11 protein-coding genes are annotated in these 18,636 nt (G+C 66.3%); 6 read left to right on the forward strand and 5 right to left on the reverse strand.

The genetic code is table 11. The features are described from left to right. Window positions 1-10: 10 nt before the first annotated feature. Entirely contained in the window at window positions 11-1,360 is a 1,350-nt protein-coding gene (locus tag F0U60_RS10250; RefSeq protein WP_395817312.1) for a carotenoid oxygenase family protein, read from the forward strand. An 86-nt stretch (window positions 1,361-1,446) separates the two neighbouring features. Here the strand turns inward: F0U60_RS10250 and bglX are convergent, their stop codons facing one another. Beyond that, window positions 1,447-3,768 (reverse strand): beta-glucosidase BglX, encoded by a 2,322-nt coding sequence (gene bglX / locus F0U60_RS10255; RefSeq protein ID WP_395817314.1) that lies wholly within the window; start codon window positions 3,766-3,768, stop codon window positions 1,447-1,449. Window positions 3,769-3,989: 221 nt separating this feature from the next. Between bglX and F0U60_RS10260 the strand changes: the two genes are divergently transcribed. After that, complete coding sequence (locus F0U60_RS10260; protein ID WP_395817317.1) at window positions 3,990-4,769, forward strand: DNA/RNA non-specific endonuclease; 780 nt, start codon at window positions 3,990-3,992, stop codon at window positions 4,767-4,769. 96 nt (window positions 4,770-4,865) lie between these two features. Here the strand turns inward: F0U60_RS10260 and F0U60_RS10265 are convergent, their stop codons facing one another. Continuing rightward, complete coding sequence (locus F0U60_RS10265; protein WP_395817320.1) at window positions 4,866-5,441, reverse strand: dihydrofolate reductase family protein; 576 nt, start codon at window positions 5,439-5,441, stop codon at window positions 4,866-4,868. Between the two features lie 116 nt (window positions 5,442-5,557). Then, window positions 5,558-7,276 carry a tannase/feruloyl esterase family alpha/beta hydrolase gene (locus tag F0U60_RS10270; RefSeq protein WP_395817322.1) on the reverse strand — a complete coding sequence of 573 codons (1,719 nt, stop codon included), beginning with the start codon at window positions 7,274-7,276 and terminating at the stop codon, window positions 5,558-5,560. 391 nt (window positions 7,277-7,667) lie between these two features. On the opposite strand from F0U60_RS10270, the gene F0U60_RS10275 reads away from it, so the two are divergent. From F0U60_RS10275 to F0U60_RS10290, 4 genes are all read left to right on the forward strand, one after another. Next, a complete protein-coding gene (locus tag F0U60_RS10275) occupies window positions 7,668-9,455 on the forward strand; it encodes a CHASE3 domain-containing protein (protein ID WP_395817326.1) in 1,788 nt (595 codons plus the stop codon). Between the two features lie 82 nt (window positions 9,456-9,537). Further along, window positions 9,538-10,173: a hypothetical protein gene (locus F0U60_RS10280; protein WP_395817329.1), complete on the forward strand. Its 636-nt coding sequence runs from the start codon at window positions 9,538-9,540 to the stop codon at window positions 10,171-10,173. Next, window positions 10,170-10,406, forward strand: a complete 237-nt coding sequence (locus F0U60_RS10285; protein ID WP_395817332.1) for a hypothetical protein — start codon at window positions 10,170-10,172, stop codon at window positions 10,404-10,406. Before F0U60_RS10280 ends, F0U60_RS10285 begins: the two co-directional genes overlap by 4 nt. A 551-nt stretch (window positions 10,407-10,957) precedes the next feature. Continuing rightward, window positions 10,958-11,185, forward strand: coding sequence for a hypothetical protein (locus F0U60_RS10290; protein WP_395817335.1), 228 nt, complete (start codon window positions 10,958-10,960; stop codon window positions 11,183-11,185). A gap of 535 nt (window positions 11,186-11,720) precedes the next feature. On the opposite strand, the gene F0U60_RS10295 is transcribed toward F0U60_RS10290, so the two are convergent. Both F0U60_RS10295 and F0U60_RS10300 read right to left on the reverse strand, forming a co-directional pair. Further along, window positions 11,721-12,380, reverse strand: coding sequence for a hypothetical protein (locus tag F0U60_RS10295; protein WP_395817338.1), 660 nt, complete (start codon window positions 12,378-12,380; stop codon window positions 11,721-11,723). Between the two features lie 33 nt (window positions 12,381-12,413). Beyond that, window positions 12,414-18,620, reverse strand: a complete 6,207-nt coding sequence (locus F0U60_RS10300) for an RHS repeat-associated core domain-containing protein (protein ID WP_395817340.1) — start codon at window positions 18,618-18,620, stop codon at window positions 12,414-12,416. Window positions 18,621-18,636 lie beyond the last annotated feature (16 nt).

Consider the following 18,636-nt stretch of genomic DNA (forward strand, 5'->3'; position numbering starts at 1 on the left):
AGAGAAGCGCATGTCCACCGAGAGCAAGACCGATTCCCGTTCTCCCGCCAGGCCGTTCTGGCTGAGAGGCGACTTCGCCCCAGTCGCCGACGAGGTGACCGCGCACGAGCTGCCCGTGGAGGGCGAGCTGCCGCGAGAGCTTGCCGGGACCTATATGCGCAACGGCCCGAACCCGAAGGACGGCTTCTCCCCTCACTGGTGGTTCGGCGACGGGATGGTGCACGGTATCCACCTCGCGGGGGGAAAGGCGCGCTGGTACCGGAACCGCTATGTACGAACCGCCAGGTTTACCGGCGCGGAGGCGGGCTCAGAGCGCGAGCGGCGGCTTCGTGGGGGCGGCACGTCGAACACCCACGTCATCGAGCACGCGGGCCGCATCCTCTCCATGGTCGAGGCGTCGCTGCCTATGCAGCTGGACCGGGAGCTGTCGACCGTCGGCGCCTTCGACTTTGGCGGGGCGGTGGACACACCGATGACAGCGCACCCCAAGCGGTGTCCGTTGACGGGTGAGCTCCACTTCTTCGGCTACCAGGTGGTGCGTCCGTATTTGACGTATTACATCGCCGACGCGAGGGGGCGGGTGATCTCAAAGAGGGAGATTGAGGTGGATGGTGCTTCCTACCTGCACGACTTCGCCATCACGGAACGGTACGCGGTCTTTTTCGATTCGCCCGCCCGCATGATCCGCGACTGGGGCGCGGGGATTCCATTCGAATGGAACGACTCCCATCAGACGCGCATCGGCGTGGTGCCTCGAGCGGGGGGCAAGGTGCGCTGGTTCGACGTCGAGTCCGGTCAGCTCTGCCACACCGCCAACGCGTTCGAGCGCGCTGGAACGATTGTTCTCGAGGCGGTCCGCTCGGCACGCTTCGAAGCGGCTCCGCCGTACCTGCACCGCTGGGAGGTCGACCTCGAGTCTGGCCGCACCCGCGAGCGGCAGCTCGATGACCGCCTGGTCGAATTCCCCCGGATCGACGACCGCCGCGTTGGGCGGCCCCATCGCTACACGTACGTCCTCGAGATGCTCGACTTCGTTGACGGTGCCCCGACGAAGTCACTCTTGCGCCGCTACGAGGCGGAGACGGGCACCTCGCTCGCTCAGGAACTCGGCCCGGGGCAGATACCCGGCGAGTGCGTCTTCGTCCCCAAGAGTGCCCAGTCGCCCGAAGACAGCGGCTGGCTGCTCAGCTTCGTTCGCGACCGCGAGCGCGACATCAGCGAGCTCGTCGTCCTCGACGCTGGCCACTTCGGCGCGGCCCCGGTAGCGCGAGTCCGGTTGCCTCAGCGCGTCCCGTTTGGCATCCACGGCAGTTGGGTTCCGGCGGTAGATGAGGCTCATCGGAGCTGGGCGGCTCGCTGACGGTCCACAGCGAGGGAGCAGGGCGCGGGGCCACCTTCATCTTGGAGCTGCCCCTGCACGCCTCCGGGTTGTCTCACGCCTCGTAGCTATTCCATCGCGAAGCGGGCGTGCTGGGTGGCCTCGGAGCTATCCCCCACCCAGAGCTCGTACTGGGTTCCGGGTTCCACCACGCGCGCCGCGCTGGCATCGAGGAATGACAGCTCCTGGAAACCCAATGTGAACTCCACATCACGGGATTCGCCAGGCGCCAACGTGAGGCGCTCGAAGCCCACGAGCTGACGCACGGGTTGCGCGGTGCTGGCGCCTCGGAGCCCGAGATAGAGCTGCGCTACCACCGTTCCCCGCACCTTGCCCGTGTTGCGAACCTGGGACTTCACGCGCATCACGCCCTGGCCCCGTTTCTTGACCGCGGCGGCTTTCAGCACCGGGACGCTCAGCACCGGCGGCGAGAAGTCGAAGGTGGTGTAGGAGAGGCCGTAGCCGAAGGGGTAGAGCGGGCTGTTCTGCTCGTCGATATAGCGGGAGATGTACTTCTCTCCCGTGCTCCTGGGCATGCGCGTCAAGTCGGTGGTCCCCGCCGGACGCCCGGTGCTGAGTTGGCTGTAGTAGAGCGGCAGCTGCCCGACGCTGCGGGGCAGGCTGACCGGCAGCCGGGCGCTGAAGTTCACATCGCCAAACAGCAGGTTGGCCACCGCGTTCCCGGCCTCGATGCCGGGATGCCAGGCCTCCACGATGGCCCTGGCATGCGCTTGGGCGTTTTCGAGGACCAGCGGATGGCCATTGAACAGGACCAGGACAACCGGCTTGCCGGTGGCGGCCAGGGCCTGGAGCAACTGCTCCTGGTGTCCGGGCAGACCGAGTCGGGTACGTGAGGCGGCTTCGCCACTCATCTGGCTCGCGTCCTCGCCCAGCGCGGCGATCACCACATCGGAGGCCTCCGCTGCCTTCACGGCCTGCTGGATGCCGGAAGGCTCATGCGAGAGGATGCCGGTTCCCTTCGCGTAGAGCAGTTGGGCCTTGCCCTCCAATCGGCGCTCCAGCGCGGCGCGCAGGGTCACGACGTCCTTGGGGTCGCCCTTGCCGTTCCATGCGCCCAGCATGTCGACCGCCGAGTCCGCCAGCGGACCGACGAGCGCGATCTTGCGCCCCGAGGTGGAGAGCGGCAGCACCCCTCCCTCGTTCTTCAGCAGGACGATGGATTCTTCCGCCACGCGCCGGGCCAGCTCGCGCTTCTCCGCGGTCGCCACATAGGCCCCGGCCTTCTCGTCCGCATAGGGATGCTCGAAGAGCCCCAGCGCGAACTTGACGCGCAGCACGCGGCGCACGGCCTCGTCCACCACCGCCTGGCTCAGCTTGCCGGAGCGCACCAACTGTGGAATCCCGGGCCCATAGAGATGGCTCTCCATGTCCATCTCGACGCCGGCCGTCAGCGCCTTGCGAACGGCCGTTGCCCCGTCCAACGCGATGCCATGGTTCACCAACTCCTGGACCGCGGTCCAATCACTGACCACGAAGCCGTTGAAGCCCCACTCCTTTCGCAGGATGCCGGTGAGGAGCTGGGGGTTGGCCGTGGCTGGCACTCCATTGAGCGAGTTGAAGGCGCTCATCACCGTGGCCGCGCCCTCCGCGACGGCGGCCTGGAAGGGCGGCAGATACACCTGCCGAAGGGTCAGCTCGGACATGTCGACTGTGTTGTAGTCCCGGCCTGCTTCCGCCGCGCCGTAGGCGGCGAAGTGCTTCACCGAGGCCGCCACCGAGGTGGGCTCTGCCAGCGACTTGCCCTGATAGCCTCGGACGTAGGCCCGTGCCATGGCGGCCCCCAGGTAGGGGTCCTCTCCCGAGCCCTCGATGATACGGCCCCAACGGGCATCACGCGCGATATCGACCATGGGGGAGAACACCCAGCGGATGCCCTCCGAGGAGGCTTCTGCTCCGGCCATGCGCATGGCCTGCTCCACCAGGGCGGGATTGAAGCTCGACGCCATGGCCAGGGGGGTCGGGAAGAGGGTGCGGTGGCCGTGGATGACATCGAAGCCGAAGAGCAGGGGAATCTTGAGGCGACTCTGCTCCATTGCGATGCGTTGATAGTGATTGGTCTCCCGGGCTCCGACCACGTTGAACAGCGAGCCCACGGCTCCGGCGCGCACCAGCGTCTCGTAGTCGTCGCGGCCGGTACCTGGACCGGTGGGCGTACCGATTGAATATTGAGCGAGCTGGCCGGCCTTTTCCTCGAGCGTCATCTGTCGCAGCAGCTTCTCGACCCGGCGATTCAGCTCGGCGCCAGCCAGCTGCGTGTTGGACGGCGCTTGGGCCGCCCCCGCTCCGAGCGAGAAGAGGAGCGCAACGATTCCGCTGGCTCTCGCGCTTCGCCTCAGCGCCTGCCGGATCCGGCCTCTTCGCTCACCCACGCTCATCTCCGAGTCCTTTCGTTCGCGTGAGTGGGTGCTTTACCGCGAGTAGGGGTCACTCAACCTCCAGGGTATGAGGACGCTCCGTAAACCAGGGAGAGCATGTTTTTTGCACTAAGACTTTTTGGCGCACCTTCCGCAGAATTGTCACAAAGCACTTCTCTCTTTCTTGGTATTTAAGACCGGGAAGTCAACAACCCGGTGAAGAAAGACCAAGAAGAATGCGCACCCTGAACAAGTTGTCGGTCATGGCGGTGTTGGGCCTGTTGCTGGGGGGTTGCGGAGCCGCGGACGCGGACCTGGGCGGTGAAGGCGTCGCCAGTCAGCTCGAGCAGGACTTCGGTGGCCCGAGCGGCCTCGTGGAGTTCTTCGAGAGCCACACGGAGGAGGAGATCCGGGAGGCGCTGAAGCCCTACGGCGTCGGGTACGTCATCCGCGGGGACGTCACCGAGCAAGTGATCAGCGACTGTCCGAAGTTCTTCCCGTCGGGCGACCGGAACATCTGGCACAACTTCGACGGCGAGTACTTCTTCATCGACAGTGCGGGCCGGCCGAACAGGGCGTACAAGTACCTGCCGGCGATCATCGCCGCGCCGCGCATCGACTCCTGTCAGACGAGCGTGGGGCAGTGGGGTGACGCGGAAAACCCCAGCAACGACTATGACGGGGGACACCTCATTGGCTCGCAGCTTGGGGGCTGGGGAGGCCGGGCGAACCTGGTGCCTCAGGATGCCAACTTCAACCGGGGCAACTGGGCGCAGCTCGAGAACAAGATGGCCACGTGTGGGAGCCTCCCGAGCGGCCGGCTGCGCTACTACATCGGTGCGAACTACCCGAACTCCACCACGCTCATCCCCAACAACATGACGATGGAGATCCGGAACCAGTCCACGGGGAGCTACGTGTCCATGTCCTTCTCGAACGTGGATTACGGCGGCTCGAATGGCACGAACGATCGGCTCCGTGGCGTGAACTGGCTGTCGAGCCAGGGTTGCAACTGAGGAGTCCGGGTCTTGCTCACCGAGAGCGGCGCCCCGGCGCTCCGCTGTGTAGGCCTGGGGCGGTGAAGGCGGCACCGCCTTCGCCCCTGATGCGGCTTAGCGGACTCGTGAATAGTACAGGACCGCGTTGCCCCCGGAGAAGGTCTTCACGTTGTCGAGGTTGAAGTTCGTCGGTGAGAACCGGGAGCCGAAGGCGGTGCGGCCTGCGCCGGCGACGACGGGATACAGCTTCACGACGAGGCGGTCGATCTCGTCGAGCAGCTGCCCGGCCAGCTCCCCGCCTCCCGCGAGGTAGATGTCGAGCGCCGACTCCTCGCGCTTGAGCGCCCGGACCGTCTCCACCACGTCGCCTTTTACGATCGTGACGGTCGGGTCTTGCGGCTCGAGGGTGCGGGAGAACACATACTGGCGCAGATGCGCGTACGGACTCGTGATGCCGAGCTTGAGCGCGGGATCGTAGGTGCGCCTGCCCATGACGATCGTGTCGAAGTTCCGGTTGGGTGCGTTGTCGATGCCGAAGTGCCGACGCATGTGGGTCGGAAGCGCATCGGGATAGTCGGTCTTCATCCAGCGCATGTACTCGTCGGATCCTGGATAGAAGTCGACCTCGTCGTTGGGGCCGGCGATGAATCCGTCGATCGAGAGAGAGATGTAATAGACGAGATTGCGCACTCGATTATCCTTTCCCCAAGAACTGCACTGATAAAGTACCGCATCTGTAGTGGTCACGCAGGGACCTGACGCGGACCCCCTGCCGCCAGGCCCCCACGCGTCGCAAGCCGACCTTCTTACTGGCAGGCGAAGCTGTCGGCCGATTCCAGGTCGGTGGCGCCGGTCTTCAGGCGCGCCACCTGGGGGTAGGGGCACAGCGGCCGGCTACGGGTGGCGGACCAGCCCGAGGGCAGCTCAGGATTGACGCCCGCGGCATTGCCGGCGCCACGGGCCGTGGCGATCACGGTGTCGGGCACCTGGCCCTTCTCCACCCAGTTGACCAGCGCGGTCAGCATGTCGAACTGATCTGTCGAAGGACCGCCCGAGCAGTGGCCCATGCCCGGCACGCGGTAGAAGCGCGCGAAGTTGGAGGCGTCACCGCCGTTGGCCGCACGCACGCCCTCGTACCAGGACGTGGTGTCGTCCGACGAGAAGATCGGGTCGCTCACGCCGTGGTAGACCATGATCTTGGCGCCCCGGTTCTTCACCCGCCCCAGCTGGGTCGGCTCCACCGGCAGCATGAAGGACAGGGCCGACTCGGTGTAGGTGGCGTTGGTCGCGGCCACCGAGGCCAGCATGTCGTCGATGGAGGTCGACAGCGCGAAGGCCGGGCCGTTGAAGGTCACGGGGTCGGCGGGTGGCACGCCCCAGATGACGCCAACCCCACCGGAGTCGAGCGCCAGCGGTGCAAGGAACTCCCAGAAGGCCGTGCCGCCCTGGGCGAGACCGCTGTCGAAGGGAAAGCTCGAATAGAACCGGGTGCCCTTGCTGTCCACCGCGCCGGAGAAGATGGGCGCGAGGGCGATCTTCTGCGCGGCCGACAGGCAGCTCCCGTCGCGCTCGCCGCTGCAGGTCGGCACGTCGCGGTTGAGGTCGAAGGTGGCCTGGCAGGCGGTGGTGTCTTGGATCAGCCCGTCGCTCGCTCCGTCCAGCGCGTCGCACCTGGCGACCACCGCCGCGGTCACGGTGGCCCGCTCGGCGCTGGTGAAACCGGTGCTGATGTCGGCCGGGTTGGTGGCCACGCTGGCGTATTGCTTGGCGCCGAAGATGTTGGCGATGGCAGCCAGCGGCAGCCGATAGCCCGGCGCGCCGGCCAGGTAGCCGTCGTACTGCTCGGGCATGCGGGTCATGGCCACGAAGGTGTGGCGCCCGCCGTTGGAGCAGCCCCCGAAGTAGGAGCGGTCCGGGCCCTTGCCGTAGGCCGTGGCGATCAGCGCCTTGGCCATGGGCGTGAGCGTGGCCGCAGCCTGGTAGCCGTAGTCCAGCCGGGCCTGGAAGTCGACGCCGAACGCTCCGTTGCGGTTCTGGGCGCTGTTGTGGCCGGCGTCCGAACTGAGCACGGCGAAACCCATTTGCAGCGCGCTCGTCGGACCCGAACCTCCGTTCACCTCACCGATGGCGGTGATGACGCTGCCATCCGTTCCGCCATTGGCTTGATAGAAGAACCGGCCATTCCAGGCATTCGGCAGGCGCATCTCGAAGCCGATGGCATAGCTCTGGCCCGCGGCGCCGGTGCGGCGGTTCATCTCGCCTTTGACCAGGCAGTGGGCGTCGACCGGCATGCCGGCCACCTTGCGCGTGCCGGCGGCCACGACCTCCGCCGAACTGAGAGTGGTGTTGCTGAAGGAGAACTTGCTGGCCAGGTCGGTGCACGAGGACAGCGTGGCGCCCGTGGCGGGGGAGAGCTGGGGCAGGTCGTCGTTGTTGCCGTTGTCGCCGCCGCCGTCATCACAGGCGGACAGCAGGGCGGCAACACAGGCCAGCATGGGCCAGCGCAGGGGGGTGGAGAAGGGCATGGTCGTTCCTTGTGTGGCGGCGCATGAGGCGCCGTTGCCTCCTGGGAGATTGTAGGGTTCCTGCGCCAGACACCGCTCTCCGAGCGCGAGGTGATGCGTCTTGCACGCGGGGCGAGCGATGAGTGTTGCCCTCGCTCCGGCAGCGGTGCGCCGTCCAATCCCGTTCAGTAAACAACAGAAGACCCGTCTCATCCGCACCGCCCTCCTCTCCGTGCATCCATGCCGAGAGGGGGGGGGCGGTTGTCTGATGGACGTCTTCGCCGCGATGCTGTCGCACGAGGCACCGCACCCCTCTCGAACCCAACGCCGTCACGCTCTACCTGCTGGGCATCACCCAAGCCGCGTGTGCTGTCCGCCGCAGCCTGTTCCCTCCTCCTCCAAGGATGGTCCCATGCTCCAAGACGTCGGAATCGGAAAGAAGCTGTACCTCGCCTTCGGCTCGATGATCGCAGTCCTGCTGCTGGTGGTGGGCATCTCCTATTCGAGCTTCGAGAAGCTCTCGGAAGCGAACCGCTGGGACAAGCACTCCTACGAGGTACTCCAGGAGATCAACGGCACCATGAAGTCGCTCGTCGACATGGAGACGGGGCTGCGGGGGTTCGCCATCACGGGGGATGAGAAGTTCCTCGAGCCCCTGCAGTCCGGCAAGGCGGGCTTCACCCAGCACTTCGCCCGGGCCCGGGAGCTGACGACGGACAACCCCCGGCAACAAGAGCGCCTGCAGATGCTGCGCGAGGACTACCAGCGCTGGCTGTCGCATGAGGTGGAGCCCCTCGTCGAGCTGCGCCGCAAGGCCACGAGTGGCGAGGTGCCGGTGGACGAGGTGGTGGGCTTCGTGGGGACCGCCCGGGGCAAGCAGTTCATGGACGGAATGCGCGAGGGAATGGCGCAGCTCTCCAACGAGGAGTTGCGGTTGCTGGAGCAGCGCTCGCGGACCTCCAACGCGCTGGAAGAGGCCATGTACCGCACCCTGATGATGGGTGGAGGGATGGGGGGGGTGCTGGCGGTGGTGCTGGCACTGCTGCTGAGCCGCGGCATCGTGCTCCCCATCAACGAGGCGGTGGCGGCGATGGGCCGGCTGGCGCAGGGAGACCTGACGGCGGAGGTGCAGGCGCGCGGCCGCGACGAGACGGGACAGATGCTGGCGGGGATGCAGGAGATGATCCGCTCGCTGCGGAACATGACGCGGGTGGCCGAGTCCCTGGCGGCCGGTGACATGACCGTGCAGGTGATACCGCGCTCGGAGAACGACACGCTGGGGCGGGCCTTCAGCTCCATGGTGCAGAAGCTGGGCGGGATGATCGGTGAGGTGCGGGCGGGGGCCGTGGCGCTGTCCTCGGCGGCCTCGCAGGTGTCGGCCACGTCGCAGTCGCTGTCGCAAGGCACGAACAGCCAGGCCGCCTCGGTGGAAGAGACGAGCGCCACGCTGGAGCAGATCGGCAGCACCATCACCCAGAACGCGGAGAACAGCCGGCTGACGGACCAGATGGCCACCAAGGGCGCCCAGGACGCCGCCGAGAGCGGCGCGGCGGTGGCGGAAACCGTGGAGGCGATGACGGCCATCGCGGAGAAGATCTCCATCGTGGAGGAGATCGCCTACCAGACGAACCTGCTGGCGCTGAACGCGGCGGTGGAGGCGGCGCGCGCGGGCGAGCATGGCAGGGGCTTCGCGGTGGTGGCCACCGAGGTGCGCAAGCTGGCCGAGCGCAGCCAGAAAGCGGCCAAGGAGATTGGTAGCCTGGCCAGCAGCAGCGTGAAGGTCGCCGAGCGCTCGGGGGTGCTACTCAAGGAGCTGGTGCCCTCCATCCGGAAGACGGCGGAGCTGGTGCAGGAGGTGAGCGCGGCGTCCAAGGAGCAGGCCTCGGGCCTGATGCAGATGAACAAGGCCATGGAGCAGGTGGACCAGGTGACGCAGCGCAACGCGTCCGCGGCGGAGGAGCTGGCGAGCACGGCGGAGGAGCTGAGCGCGCAGGCGCAGGCACTCCAGCAGCTCATGTCCTTCTTCCGCATCCATGGAATGAGCGACGAGGGCCTGATGCTGCGGCAGGTCCAGCAGAGACAGGCGCTACGGCTGCCCGGAGCGCCCGCCACGGAGATGCTGGCTCGCGCCGTGTCCGCCGAGTCCGCGCCTGCACCGACGCCGGGTGCACCCCCCTTGCGCGACTTCACCCGTTTCTAGGCGCGTGCCATGGTCGGCTACGGAACGGAGATGGTCAGCCAAGACTCCCTTGGTTATGGTCCGCCCCTCACCAGGAGTGAACATGCCCTCGATCTTCCGAATTGCCTTGCTGTGCTCGCTGTTCACGGTGACCGCCTGCAAGACCGGCGAGATCACTACCCGGCCCACGCCTCCTCCGGCCGCCCCATCCGTCACCGAAGCCTGCAACGATCAGCAGAAGGCCATCTCGCGGGAGGCCGACCAGCTCGCCAGCCCGTACAGTATCGATCAGCACATCGAGAAGAACTTCCAGGACCGGCAGGTGTCGTGGCTGATGACGGACGGGGCCTACCAGAAGTTCGTCGTGCAGACGGGGGCGAAGAACTTCGGCCGGTGCAACGACGAGGGCTGCTTCCTGTTCGCCGCCCCCACGAAGACCATCCAGCAGGCAGTGGCCGACTCCATGGTGGACGGGAGGCATGACCCGGCGGTGATCGGCCGGGCGCTCGGGCTGCCGGCCAAGAACTTCGAGGGGCCGCTGAAGATGATGACGCTGAACCTGGCCACCTCGAAGACGTGCGCCCGCCTGCCTGTGGAGGCGGATCCGGGCGTGTGGAAGTGCACGAGCCCCGAGGACAAGGACTGCTTCAAGTTCGGCGGCTACACCTCCGGCAACATCCCGGAGCTCATGGTCATCAACGCGCCGGTGGAGCAGACCACGGTCACGGACGTGCCATGAGCGGCGAAGAGGAGCTCTTCCGGAGCGGCGCGTGGATGTACCGGCTGCTGCGGGCTCAGGACGGGACGCTCATCCTCGAGGTGGTGGTGGGCACCATCGCGATGTACGAGGTTCGCGTGCGCCTCACCCCGGACGAGGCAGCGGCCTACGCCCGGGAGGGCACCGCCTTCACCGACCGCATGGCGAAGGACATCATCGCCAACCCTCGCTTTGGTGGACGCGCGGATCCTTGAGCTCCGCACCGGGTGGGCCGCGTCGGAGAGGTCAACGAGGGATTGGTCGCGGTCGAGCCGCTGCCGTCACCGAAAGTCCAGCGGGGAAGGTGTCAAAGGATAGCAACTGCGAGGTGAGCGGGCCCGGCCAATCGAAGTGACCGCGGTCGTTGGAGGTTGGCACTCACCCATCGACAGGTCTGGCACAGAGGAGCGCGACGAGCGACGTGCCCGCGCCGTGCAGGGTGACGTAGCCGCGATCGACGGTGATGGTGATGGCCTCGTTCGAGCCCAGGGTCAGCGAGGGCGGTGGCGGGGTGAGCGCGAAGCCGGCCCGTTCGAGGCGCTCACGCCAGTGGCGGCCGCTCTCGTAGCGTTCGAACCCTCCCTCCCAGGTGCTTCCAGGGGAGGCTGCTACTGCGCCCCAGCGCTGAGGTGAACGAAGTCGTGGGAGGAGTGCTGGCCCGAGCCGTCCAGCAGAGCGCTGGCACCGTACGGTTGTACGCCTTCACCTTCGCCTCCAACCCCTTTCACCTGTTGGTGTGGGCTCGGGGAGCGCGCTCGCTGGCTTCATGCAGTACCTGCGAGCCAACCTCTCCAGGAAAGTAGGCAAGTTGGTGGACTGGAGTGGAGGCTTCTGGGAGAGGCGCTATTCAGCGGAGCCGGTGCTGGACGACGCGGCGATGGTGGGCCGGCTGCGCTACGTGCTGGCCCATGGAGTGAACGAAGGCAGCAGGAACTCCCCGAAGACGGCCTTGGGGGGAGAGCCACCCGGCGGGGTAGAGGGCGGCGGCACGTGAACAAGGCCATGGATGGAAACAGGGAAGGGCTCCTCGCCCCGCGGAGAAAGCCCGCGGAAGCAAGGTAGCCGCACGAGCCGAGGAGGCGAAGTGACGCGAAGGCGAGAGCCTGGCAGATGGGTCCGTAGTAGCGGTGAAGCGGGGTAATGCCCGTGGAGCGAAGGGGCCCTGCCGGAGGCATTCGGAGCAAGAGGCGAGGCGGGAGTGGGATGATAAAACCCACCGTCAGTCCGCAGGAGCCAGGAGCGAAGAGAGAACGCCGGGCGAAATCCGCCCCCGGCTGGCAGCGGCGGAGTAGGAGCAGAGGGCTCTGAAAGTCGGCGGCCAGAAGGACGGAAGCATAACCTCGGCGGAGGACACCTCCGCGGTGAGCCGGATGCGGGAAAACCGCCCGTCCGGTTCGAAGTGGCGGGGGCCGGAGACGGAGTGATGGTGAGCTCTAAACGGGCACGAAGCCGGAAACGGCCAAGAGCAACCTGCACACCACCGCGCCGGCCCTCGACCCGATCACCCTCTCGACACGTAGATACGTCCTTCATCGAGGCGTAGACACTGATATCTTCCGGAGTGGCTCCTGGACCAGGATGCATGCCTTGACAGCGCCAGTAGCGCCACTGTCAACCACGGGCGTGTCCACATAGCCGGCCCGACGTAGCTCTCTATCGCGATATTCGAAGTACAATGCCTCGCCATCAAGCCCAGACATATCCTCTGTCAGGTCGCTTTTTCCTGCCCCATCCTTGATTGATTCCAGGGCGCTCGTCAGGATCTTCGTGCACTCTGGCCTGGCGAGTGACTGCGTAAGTTCGTCTACTCGGTATTCGCCGTTGATCTCAGTCGGTCGTCGCCTCGTGATGACGCAGCTTTCACTCAGTGAAATGATGATCGGGTCTTCGAAGGCGCGATACCAGACGCACCGAAGGAATTGTTTCTGCTCTATGATGTGTAAGGGAGGTTCGCCCGCCCTGCATAGATATTGTGCATGTGAGCCGACGATTATTTCTGTGTCTGGTTTGTGTCCGAATTGAATCCGTGGTTCGGAGCCAAAGTATTTTTCAATCAGACCCTTGGTGACATCACAGGTGTTTGGGGCACTTGGCGTTGCCACCCCTGTCCAGGGGTCATCTGCACGAGCCTCAAAGCATCCGGTCAATACCACCATGGCGAGTAGCAATGAGCTGCTTTCAAGGGTCATGAGCAAAATCCGGATGAGTTCGTCGGCGTTGTTCTATTTGAGCTTATCCCACTGGATTGTCGTTGTTCTGAACTTGTTGTCCTTTGGATCGTACTTGTAAATGTTCCGATCAGGAGTGATTTTGTAGAATTCAGAGGTGCGACTGTTGTCTCTGCTGTGGGTTAGAACGTAGATGTTGATCTTAAGAACCTCGGCAGCAGATAAGTCCTTCCGCGATGGAAGCCCTGCCTCAGGGCCTCCCTTGGGGTAGTGGTCGTGCACATCTGCATCAACTAGCGCTCCACCCGCAGGACAGCCTCTGTCGGAACAGCCGTCCTGTGTCGTTTTCTGGACTGTGCGCACCTGCTTGTTTTCTGCGCTTAGCTCCCGCTTGATGGGAACGTGCGCTTCCTTGTCTCGGTCGAGCTTTTTATCCCCCTTGCGATCAGCTTCAAGTTGCGCCTTGGCCTGCAACGCCAATTCGTCCAGTTCCGCCTGCTTCTTCTTCTCCTCTTCCGTGAGGAGACCCATCGGGTCGGTATTGATAATGGGATTGTTCCTTGCGTATGCATAAGCATGCACGCTTTGTCCGGCGGCAAGCTCGCCCATCAGTACATCGGGCTCAAGCATTGCTCGGTCCGGCCCCAAGTACCGTCCGATGCTCGGGTCGTAGTACCGGTTCCAGTTCTCGAACAGGTCCGTCTCGAAGTCGTGGTACTGGCCGGGCAGCCGCAGCGGAGTCCACACGGGCGTGGCACCCACCTGGAAGCGCCTGTACTCGAATCCCTCCAGGCTTGCACCCCAGGGAGCTCCCTCGGGCTCCGTGTTGGGGTCGTTCGCCTCCACGTACTGTACCCGCACCTGGGTGGCACTGGCCGCGTTGACCCACGGCGTGGGGACCAACAGGCCCTTGTCGCCGGCGGTGTCCGTCGTCGTTCCCAGGGCCGCGGGCAGCCGAGCACCGAATTCATTGATGAGGTAGGCCTTGCTCCCCACCCCGCCCCGCAGCACGCTGAAGTGGGCGCGCACGTGGACGTTGATGCCTGTCCGGGCCGCTGGGATGGCCGTGGTGGTGGCGAGCACCATGCCCCGGCCATCGAGCACCGAGGGATGCCGGCTCTCCGCGGGGTGGCTGACGCGGTTGACGTGACCAAAGGCATCGTAGTCCGCCACGCCCGTCACGCGCCCGGCTCCATCCAGCATCACCACGGGCTTGCCCAGCACGTCGGTGATGGGGAAGTAGACGCCGCAGGCAGGGGGCACGTCGTCGCTGTACCGCTCGCATGTGCCGGTGAAGTCCGCCACTCGCGCGCCGGCGTGGCTGACGCGCGTCTTGAAGAGGGCAACGGGACGCCCATCCAGCCAGATGTACTCGTCACGCACCGAGTCCGCCTCGGCGTTCACGAGGCTGGTGACGCTCCAGTCTTCCAGCAGCAGGGTGTCGTCGTAGAAGGACTCCTCGGCCGCACCGGACGGATGCAGCTTCAGTCGGCGACGGCCCTGCGCATCGTAGAAGTACTCCCACGTGCGAGCGGCGTCATCGGTCACGCTCCGATAGACGGCGCCCAGGGCGGCATTGGGAGCGTCCAGCGCGGTGCCGAACTCCAGGTGTCCCAGGTTCCCCATGCCCACGCTCTGCCCGGTCCACTCCTTGCGGCCGAGCCGGCCGTCGTCGTCATACGTGAAGTGCTCGGTGGGGCTCGTGAGCGGGGTGGTGGTGGCACAGGCCGTGCCCGCGCCGCACGCGTGGGTACTGCGGGTGCGCAGCGCATCCTCACGCAGGCCGCCCGCCTCCGGCGCGTAGCCCAGCTGGAAGACGAAGCTCCCGCGGCGCTCGCTCCGGCGGTTGCCCAGGTCGTCGTACGTGTACGTCCGCAGCTCGTGCGGCCGTCCCGTGACGTGGCGGAGCTGGCCTCGCGTGTCGAAGCCAGCCTCGCCCTGGGACCCCGCGTACGCCAGCGTCTCGGGCGCGACGTCGCGCGTGTCCAGCACGCACGTGTCCTCGCGCACCACCTGGTCCGCCTTCCACGTGTACACGCGCTTGTAGATGTCACCGTACCGGCCCGCGGCGCGCTCCGCCTCGGTGGAGACGGTGACGGCCTTCAGGCGCCCCGTGTAGTCGCTCCCCGACACGATGCCCGTGTCGCTGCACCGCGACAGGGGCGTGGTCGCCGACGCGGTCCGCAGGTAGTCCACATAGCGCCAGGACGTGGTGCCGGTGTTGGTGGAGAGATGGGCCTGGAGCGCATAGGACTTGAGGCCCCCATAGGGCTCCCATTGCACGTCCTTGAGGAGCGTCACGATGCCGGTCCATCGCGAGCCATCCCACGTCGAGGCACGCACCTCGGAGACCCGGTGCGGCATGGACGACCAGGCGGAGTGGTGGAGATAGGTGAGCGCGCGGCCTCCCGGCAGCACCTCGTTGATCATGCGGCCCGCCTGGTCGAAGTAGAACCGGCGGTTGGGGGTGAGGGGGCCGTGGGCGGGGTTGCACGCGACGGTGCGCTCCGGCTGCCCTGGCTGCGCCCGGACGCGCAGGTGCGCCGTGGGGCGCCCGTGGACGTCATAGGCATACCAGGTGTCCCCGAAGGAGTCCGTCAGCACCTGGGCGCGGCCCTTGAGATGGGGAGAGCCCCCGGAGTCTCCCTCTCCTCCCGGGCAGAAGAGAGGCGGAGGCACCTGACCGTCGTAGCCGTAGGAGTACAGCGTCTGGAGCGCCTGGGGCGCGTCGGCCCGTGCGGCCTGGGCCTTGAGGAGCCGGCCCATCGCATCGTAGCTGTACCGCACCCACGTAGCGGGCGTCGTCTGCGCCATGGTGGGTGTTTGCTTGAGGGTGAGGTTACCCGCCGAGTCGTAGCCGTATTGGTACTCGCCCGCGCCGCCCCCCGGCCCGCGAGCCCATGGCGCGACGACCCGCACGAGATTCCCGAAGTCATCGTGCACGTAGCGCACGCTGTGCTGCGCGGACGGCTCGCAGGGCCGGCTCGTCCCCGCGCGGCTCACGCTCGCGAGGTTGCCCTGCGTGTCGTAGCCGAGGCAGGTGACGGCCTTCTGGCCGCCCTGCGTGTCCAGCGGCTCCATGAGCCGGGAGAGGCGATTGAGGCGGTCGTACTCGAAGGCCTTGCACAGCGGCGAGGCCGGTACCGCATGGGCCTCGCTGGAATGCGGGGCGAAGCCTCCGCACAGCGGCTCCAAGGGCGAGGACGTCGGCTGATAGGCCGTGCCCAGCCCCACGCGGTTGCCCTCCATGTCGAAGAGGGACACCTGGTGGTAGCGCGAGTCGCTGGCGGGGCTCGGCGCGGAGCTTCCTGTCGCCTCGTACGTGGTGCGGCCCAGCGGGTCACCCTCGAAGTAGCGCTGGCGGCGCACCGCGCCGGTGCCATCGCGCACTGTCTCGCCCACCAGCTGCCCGTTGGCGGCGTAGGTGTAGTCCACCCGCTCGCTGTAGTGGGCGCCTTCGGGGCCGCGCGACGTGGCCTTCCACTGCAGCTTGTCGGTGAGCACGCCACCGGTGCAGCCGGCGCCCAGGGTGGTGCCCTGGCGGAAGCACTGCACTTCATAGCGGCCATCCGGGTTCAGCACCCAGTTGCCCGTGCCCTGCCCGTTGTCGTAGCCGTACTTCGTCACCGCCACCATGGGCGTGCCGTCCGCCACCCGGGCTTCCACCAACTTGTCACCCGAGTACGTGTACTTCGTCACCACCCCATTGGCGTCCTGCCACTGTGTCAGCCGGCCCTGCACGTCGTAACGCTCGTAGCGCGTCTCCACGTACGAGCTCGGGTCGACCGGCAGGCCTGGCGTGTCGCAGGTGCCATGGGCGGACGTGCGGCTGAAGACGCGGCGCCGCGCCAGGCGGCCCGCGTGCAGCGGGTCTGCCTCCGTTGCCGGCCAGTACTCATACTGGGTGATGGGCACCTGCGACGCGTTCCATGCGCATTGCGTGGCGTCCGGGCCGTCCACCTGGCAGGGGCCCACCACTTCCACCACCCGGCCCCAGTCCTCCCCTGCACCCGCGCGAGCGAGGCCGCCATCCGCCTCCACGGTGCAGCTGTATTTCATCTTGTAGAAGGTGCCCACGTGACGCAGCACGGGCGTCCAGCCCTGACCGCCCTCATCGAACTGGAGGGTGTACCCACTGCGCACCACGCCGATGAGACGGCTGGTCCCCGGCTCGTAATGACGGCGCACCTGGTAGCTCCCGGAGGGCACCAGGGCCGAGTCCCCCCACTCGTCCTTGACCTGCTGCTTGGCGCGGAACCCATACGTGTAGCTGAAGAGGCGTGTCTGCAGCGCATCACTGCCGTCTTCCTGGGTGGCCCCGGCGCGCATGGCGTGGACTTCCACCGGCGGCAGATTGGCGGGGAGGGAGTTGCTCATCATGACGCCCCCATCGGCGAGCCGGGACTCGAGGACGAGCAGGTTGCCGCGTGTGTCGCGGACCGTCTTCGGTGCGTAGGCATCGAAGTCGAATGTCCGCGGAGGGCAGTGGGGGTAGGGGCAGAGGTTGTACCAGGTCACATCCCAGCTGCGGCTGCGTTGCTGCGGAGCCAGTGCGCTGCAGGCTGCTCCCGCACACTCCCAATCCATGTCCGTGAGAAGCGGACCGTGAGAGCTCCAGGGCTTCGAATCCATGTGAAACTTCTGCGTTGGGCCAGGCACCAGCGAGCCGCTGCCGTCTCCCACCAGCGTCGCTTCCGTCTGTTGATATTGGGTCTGCTCGTGCTTGCAGTTGATCTCGACGTATTCACTGTCGAGCTTGTTGGTGCCGAAATTGCCGGGGTGGCAATACGAAAGGCCCGCATCTGGGACGCCGGGCTTGGTTCGGGGGAGGCCGTTGTTGTCCGCCCACAAGTGCACCTGGGTGTCCCCCACCTGCGTCTGCTTCACATACGCCCCGTCCGCCGCGTCCAGCACATACTCGCGCTCGAAGACGCCGTTGCGGAGGACACGGAAGGTGCGCAGTGGCTGGAGTGAAGGGCCGCCCTCCTTCGGGAGTACCGCCTCGCCGTATTCATAGCTCAGCCGGGTTTCCAGGCTCGCACTGCCGTCAGCGAGCCCTCCGGCGGAGAGCGTGACCTGACTCAGCAGTCCGCCCAGCTTCTGGGTGGTCGTGCCCGTGTCGTCCTCGAAGGGGCCCTGCGGGTAGGCGTACTTCACCACCTCTCGCGGCGGAGTCGCGTCGCCCTCGGGCGGTGTGAGGACGATGCGCGAGAGGACGCACTCCTTCGGAGGAATGTACTTCCCGTCCGTTCCTCCGTCCGCCAGGACGTTGATGAGCTGCTTCCTGTCACGCAGGTAGACGGAGTCGTACAACAACGCCAGCGTACCGGCGCCCGCGATTTCGATGTGGGTGACATACAAGGCCGTGGGATTCAGCACCGTGGCCTTGTCGGCCATGCAGACCTGGCCATAGTGGAGTGTCGCCAGTCGCCGCTGGCAGGGCGTGTCCTCGCCGAGCTCTCCGCAAGACAGGAAGCCTCGCTCGGGCGCCAGGATGTAGCTGAGGCGGAAGCTCACCATTCCCGGGTAGGGCGGCTCGTTGGAACCATCCGGCGACCTCACCATCGGCTCGGTATACACATAGCGCGCCGTGGGCGTGATGAGCACGAAGCCGTCGCCGCTGCTGGACCCTCCGTACTTGAGGGCCAGCTTCACATCGGAATCTTCGTGGTTCCGGCCGTAACACTCGGCCTTCATCTCGTTGTCTTCGCCCAGCAGGCTGCACGAGTCGAAGGCGTAGGTACGCCCGTCAGGCGCATGCACGACCCACGTGACGTCGTACTCGGGATTGTTCTGGCAGTATTGAGGGGTGTCATTGCAGGGACGCTTCTTCGACTTGGGTTCCACCCAGCTGTCGAAGTTGTGCCACCAGCGCAGGCCTCCACGGCAGTCGTATTTTGTCTCCGCGCCCTGCCCGCAGTGCTCGCTGACAATGCCGTTGCGAAGGTCGGCCTCGGGGTCCGCCTTCATGCTGCCAAAGGGAGCCCAGCGGGGACGTTGGTTGAAGCCCTGGTTCAGTCCCGACGTGGTGTGGCCCTGCGTGTCCATGCCGTAGTAGCGCACGAAGGACACCGGCCCCATGACACTCTGCGCGGTGAAGTCGGTGTGGCTGTAGAAGGACCGCAGGCCGCCCAGCGTGACCTCGCCTTCCACTCCCGCCGCCCGGGGCCCACCGAGCTCGGGAATGGGGACGTACGTCGCCTTTTCGATGGCGGACTGCACCGCGATGTCCGACTCCGGGGGCTCGGCAACCTGTGCCACCGCTATGCCCATCGTC

Source organism: Archangium minus, from assembly GCF_044360475.1.
Taxonomy (GTDB): domain Bacteria; phylum Myxococcota; class Myxococcia; order Myxococcales; family Myxococcaceae; genus Archangium; species Archangium minus.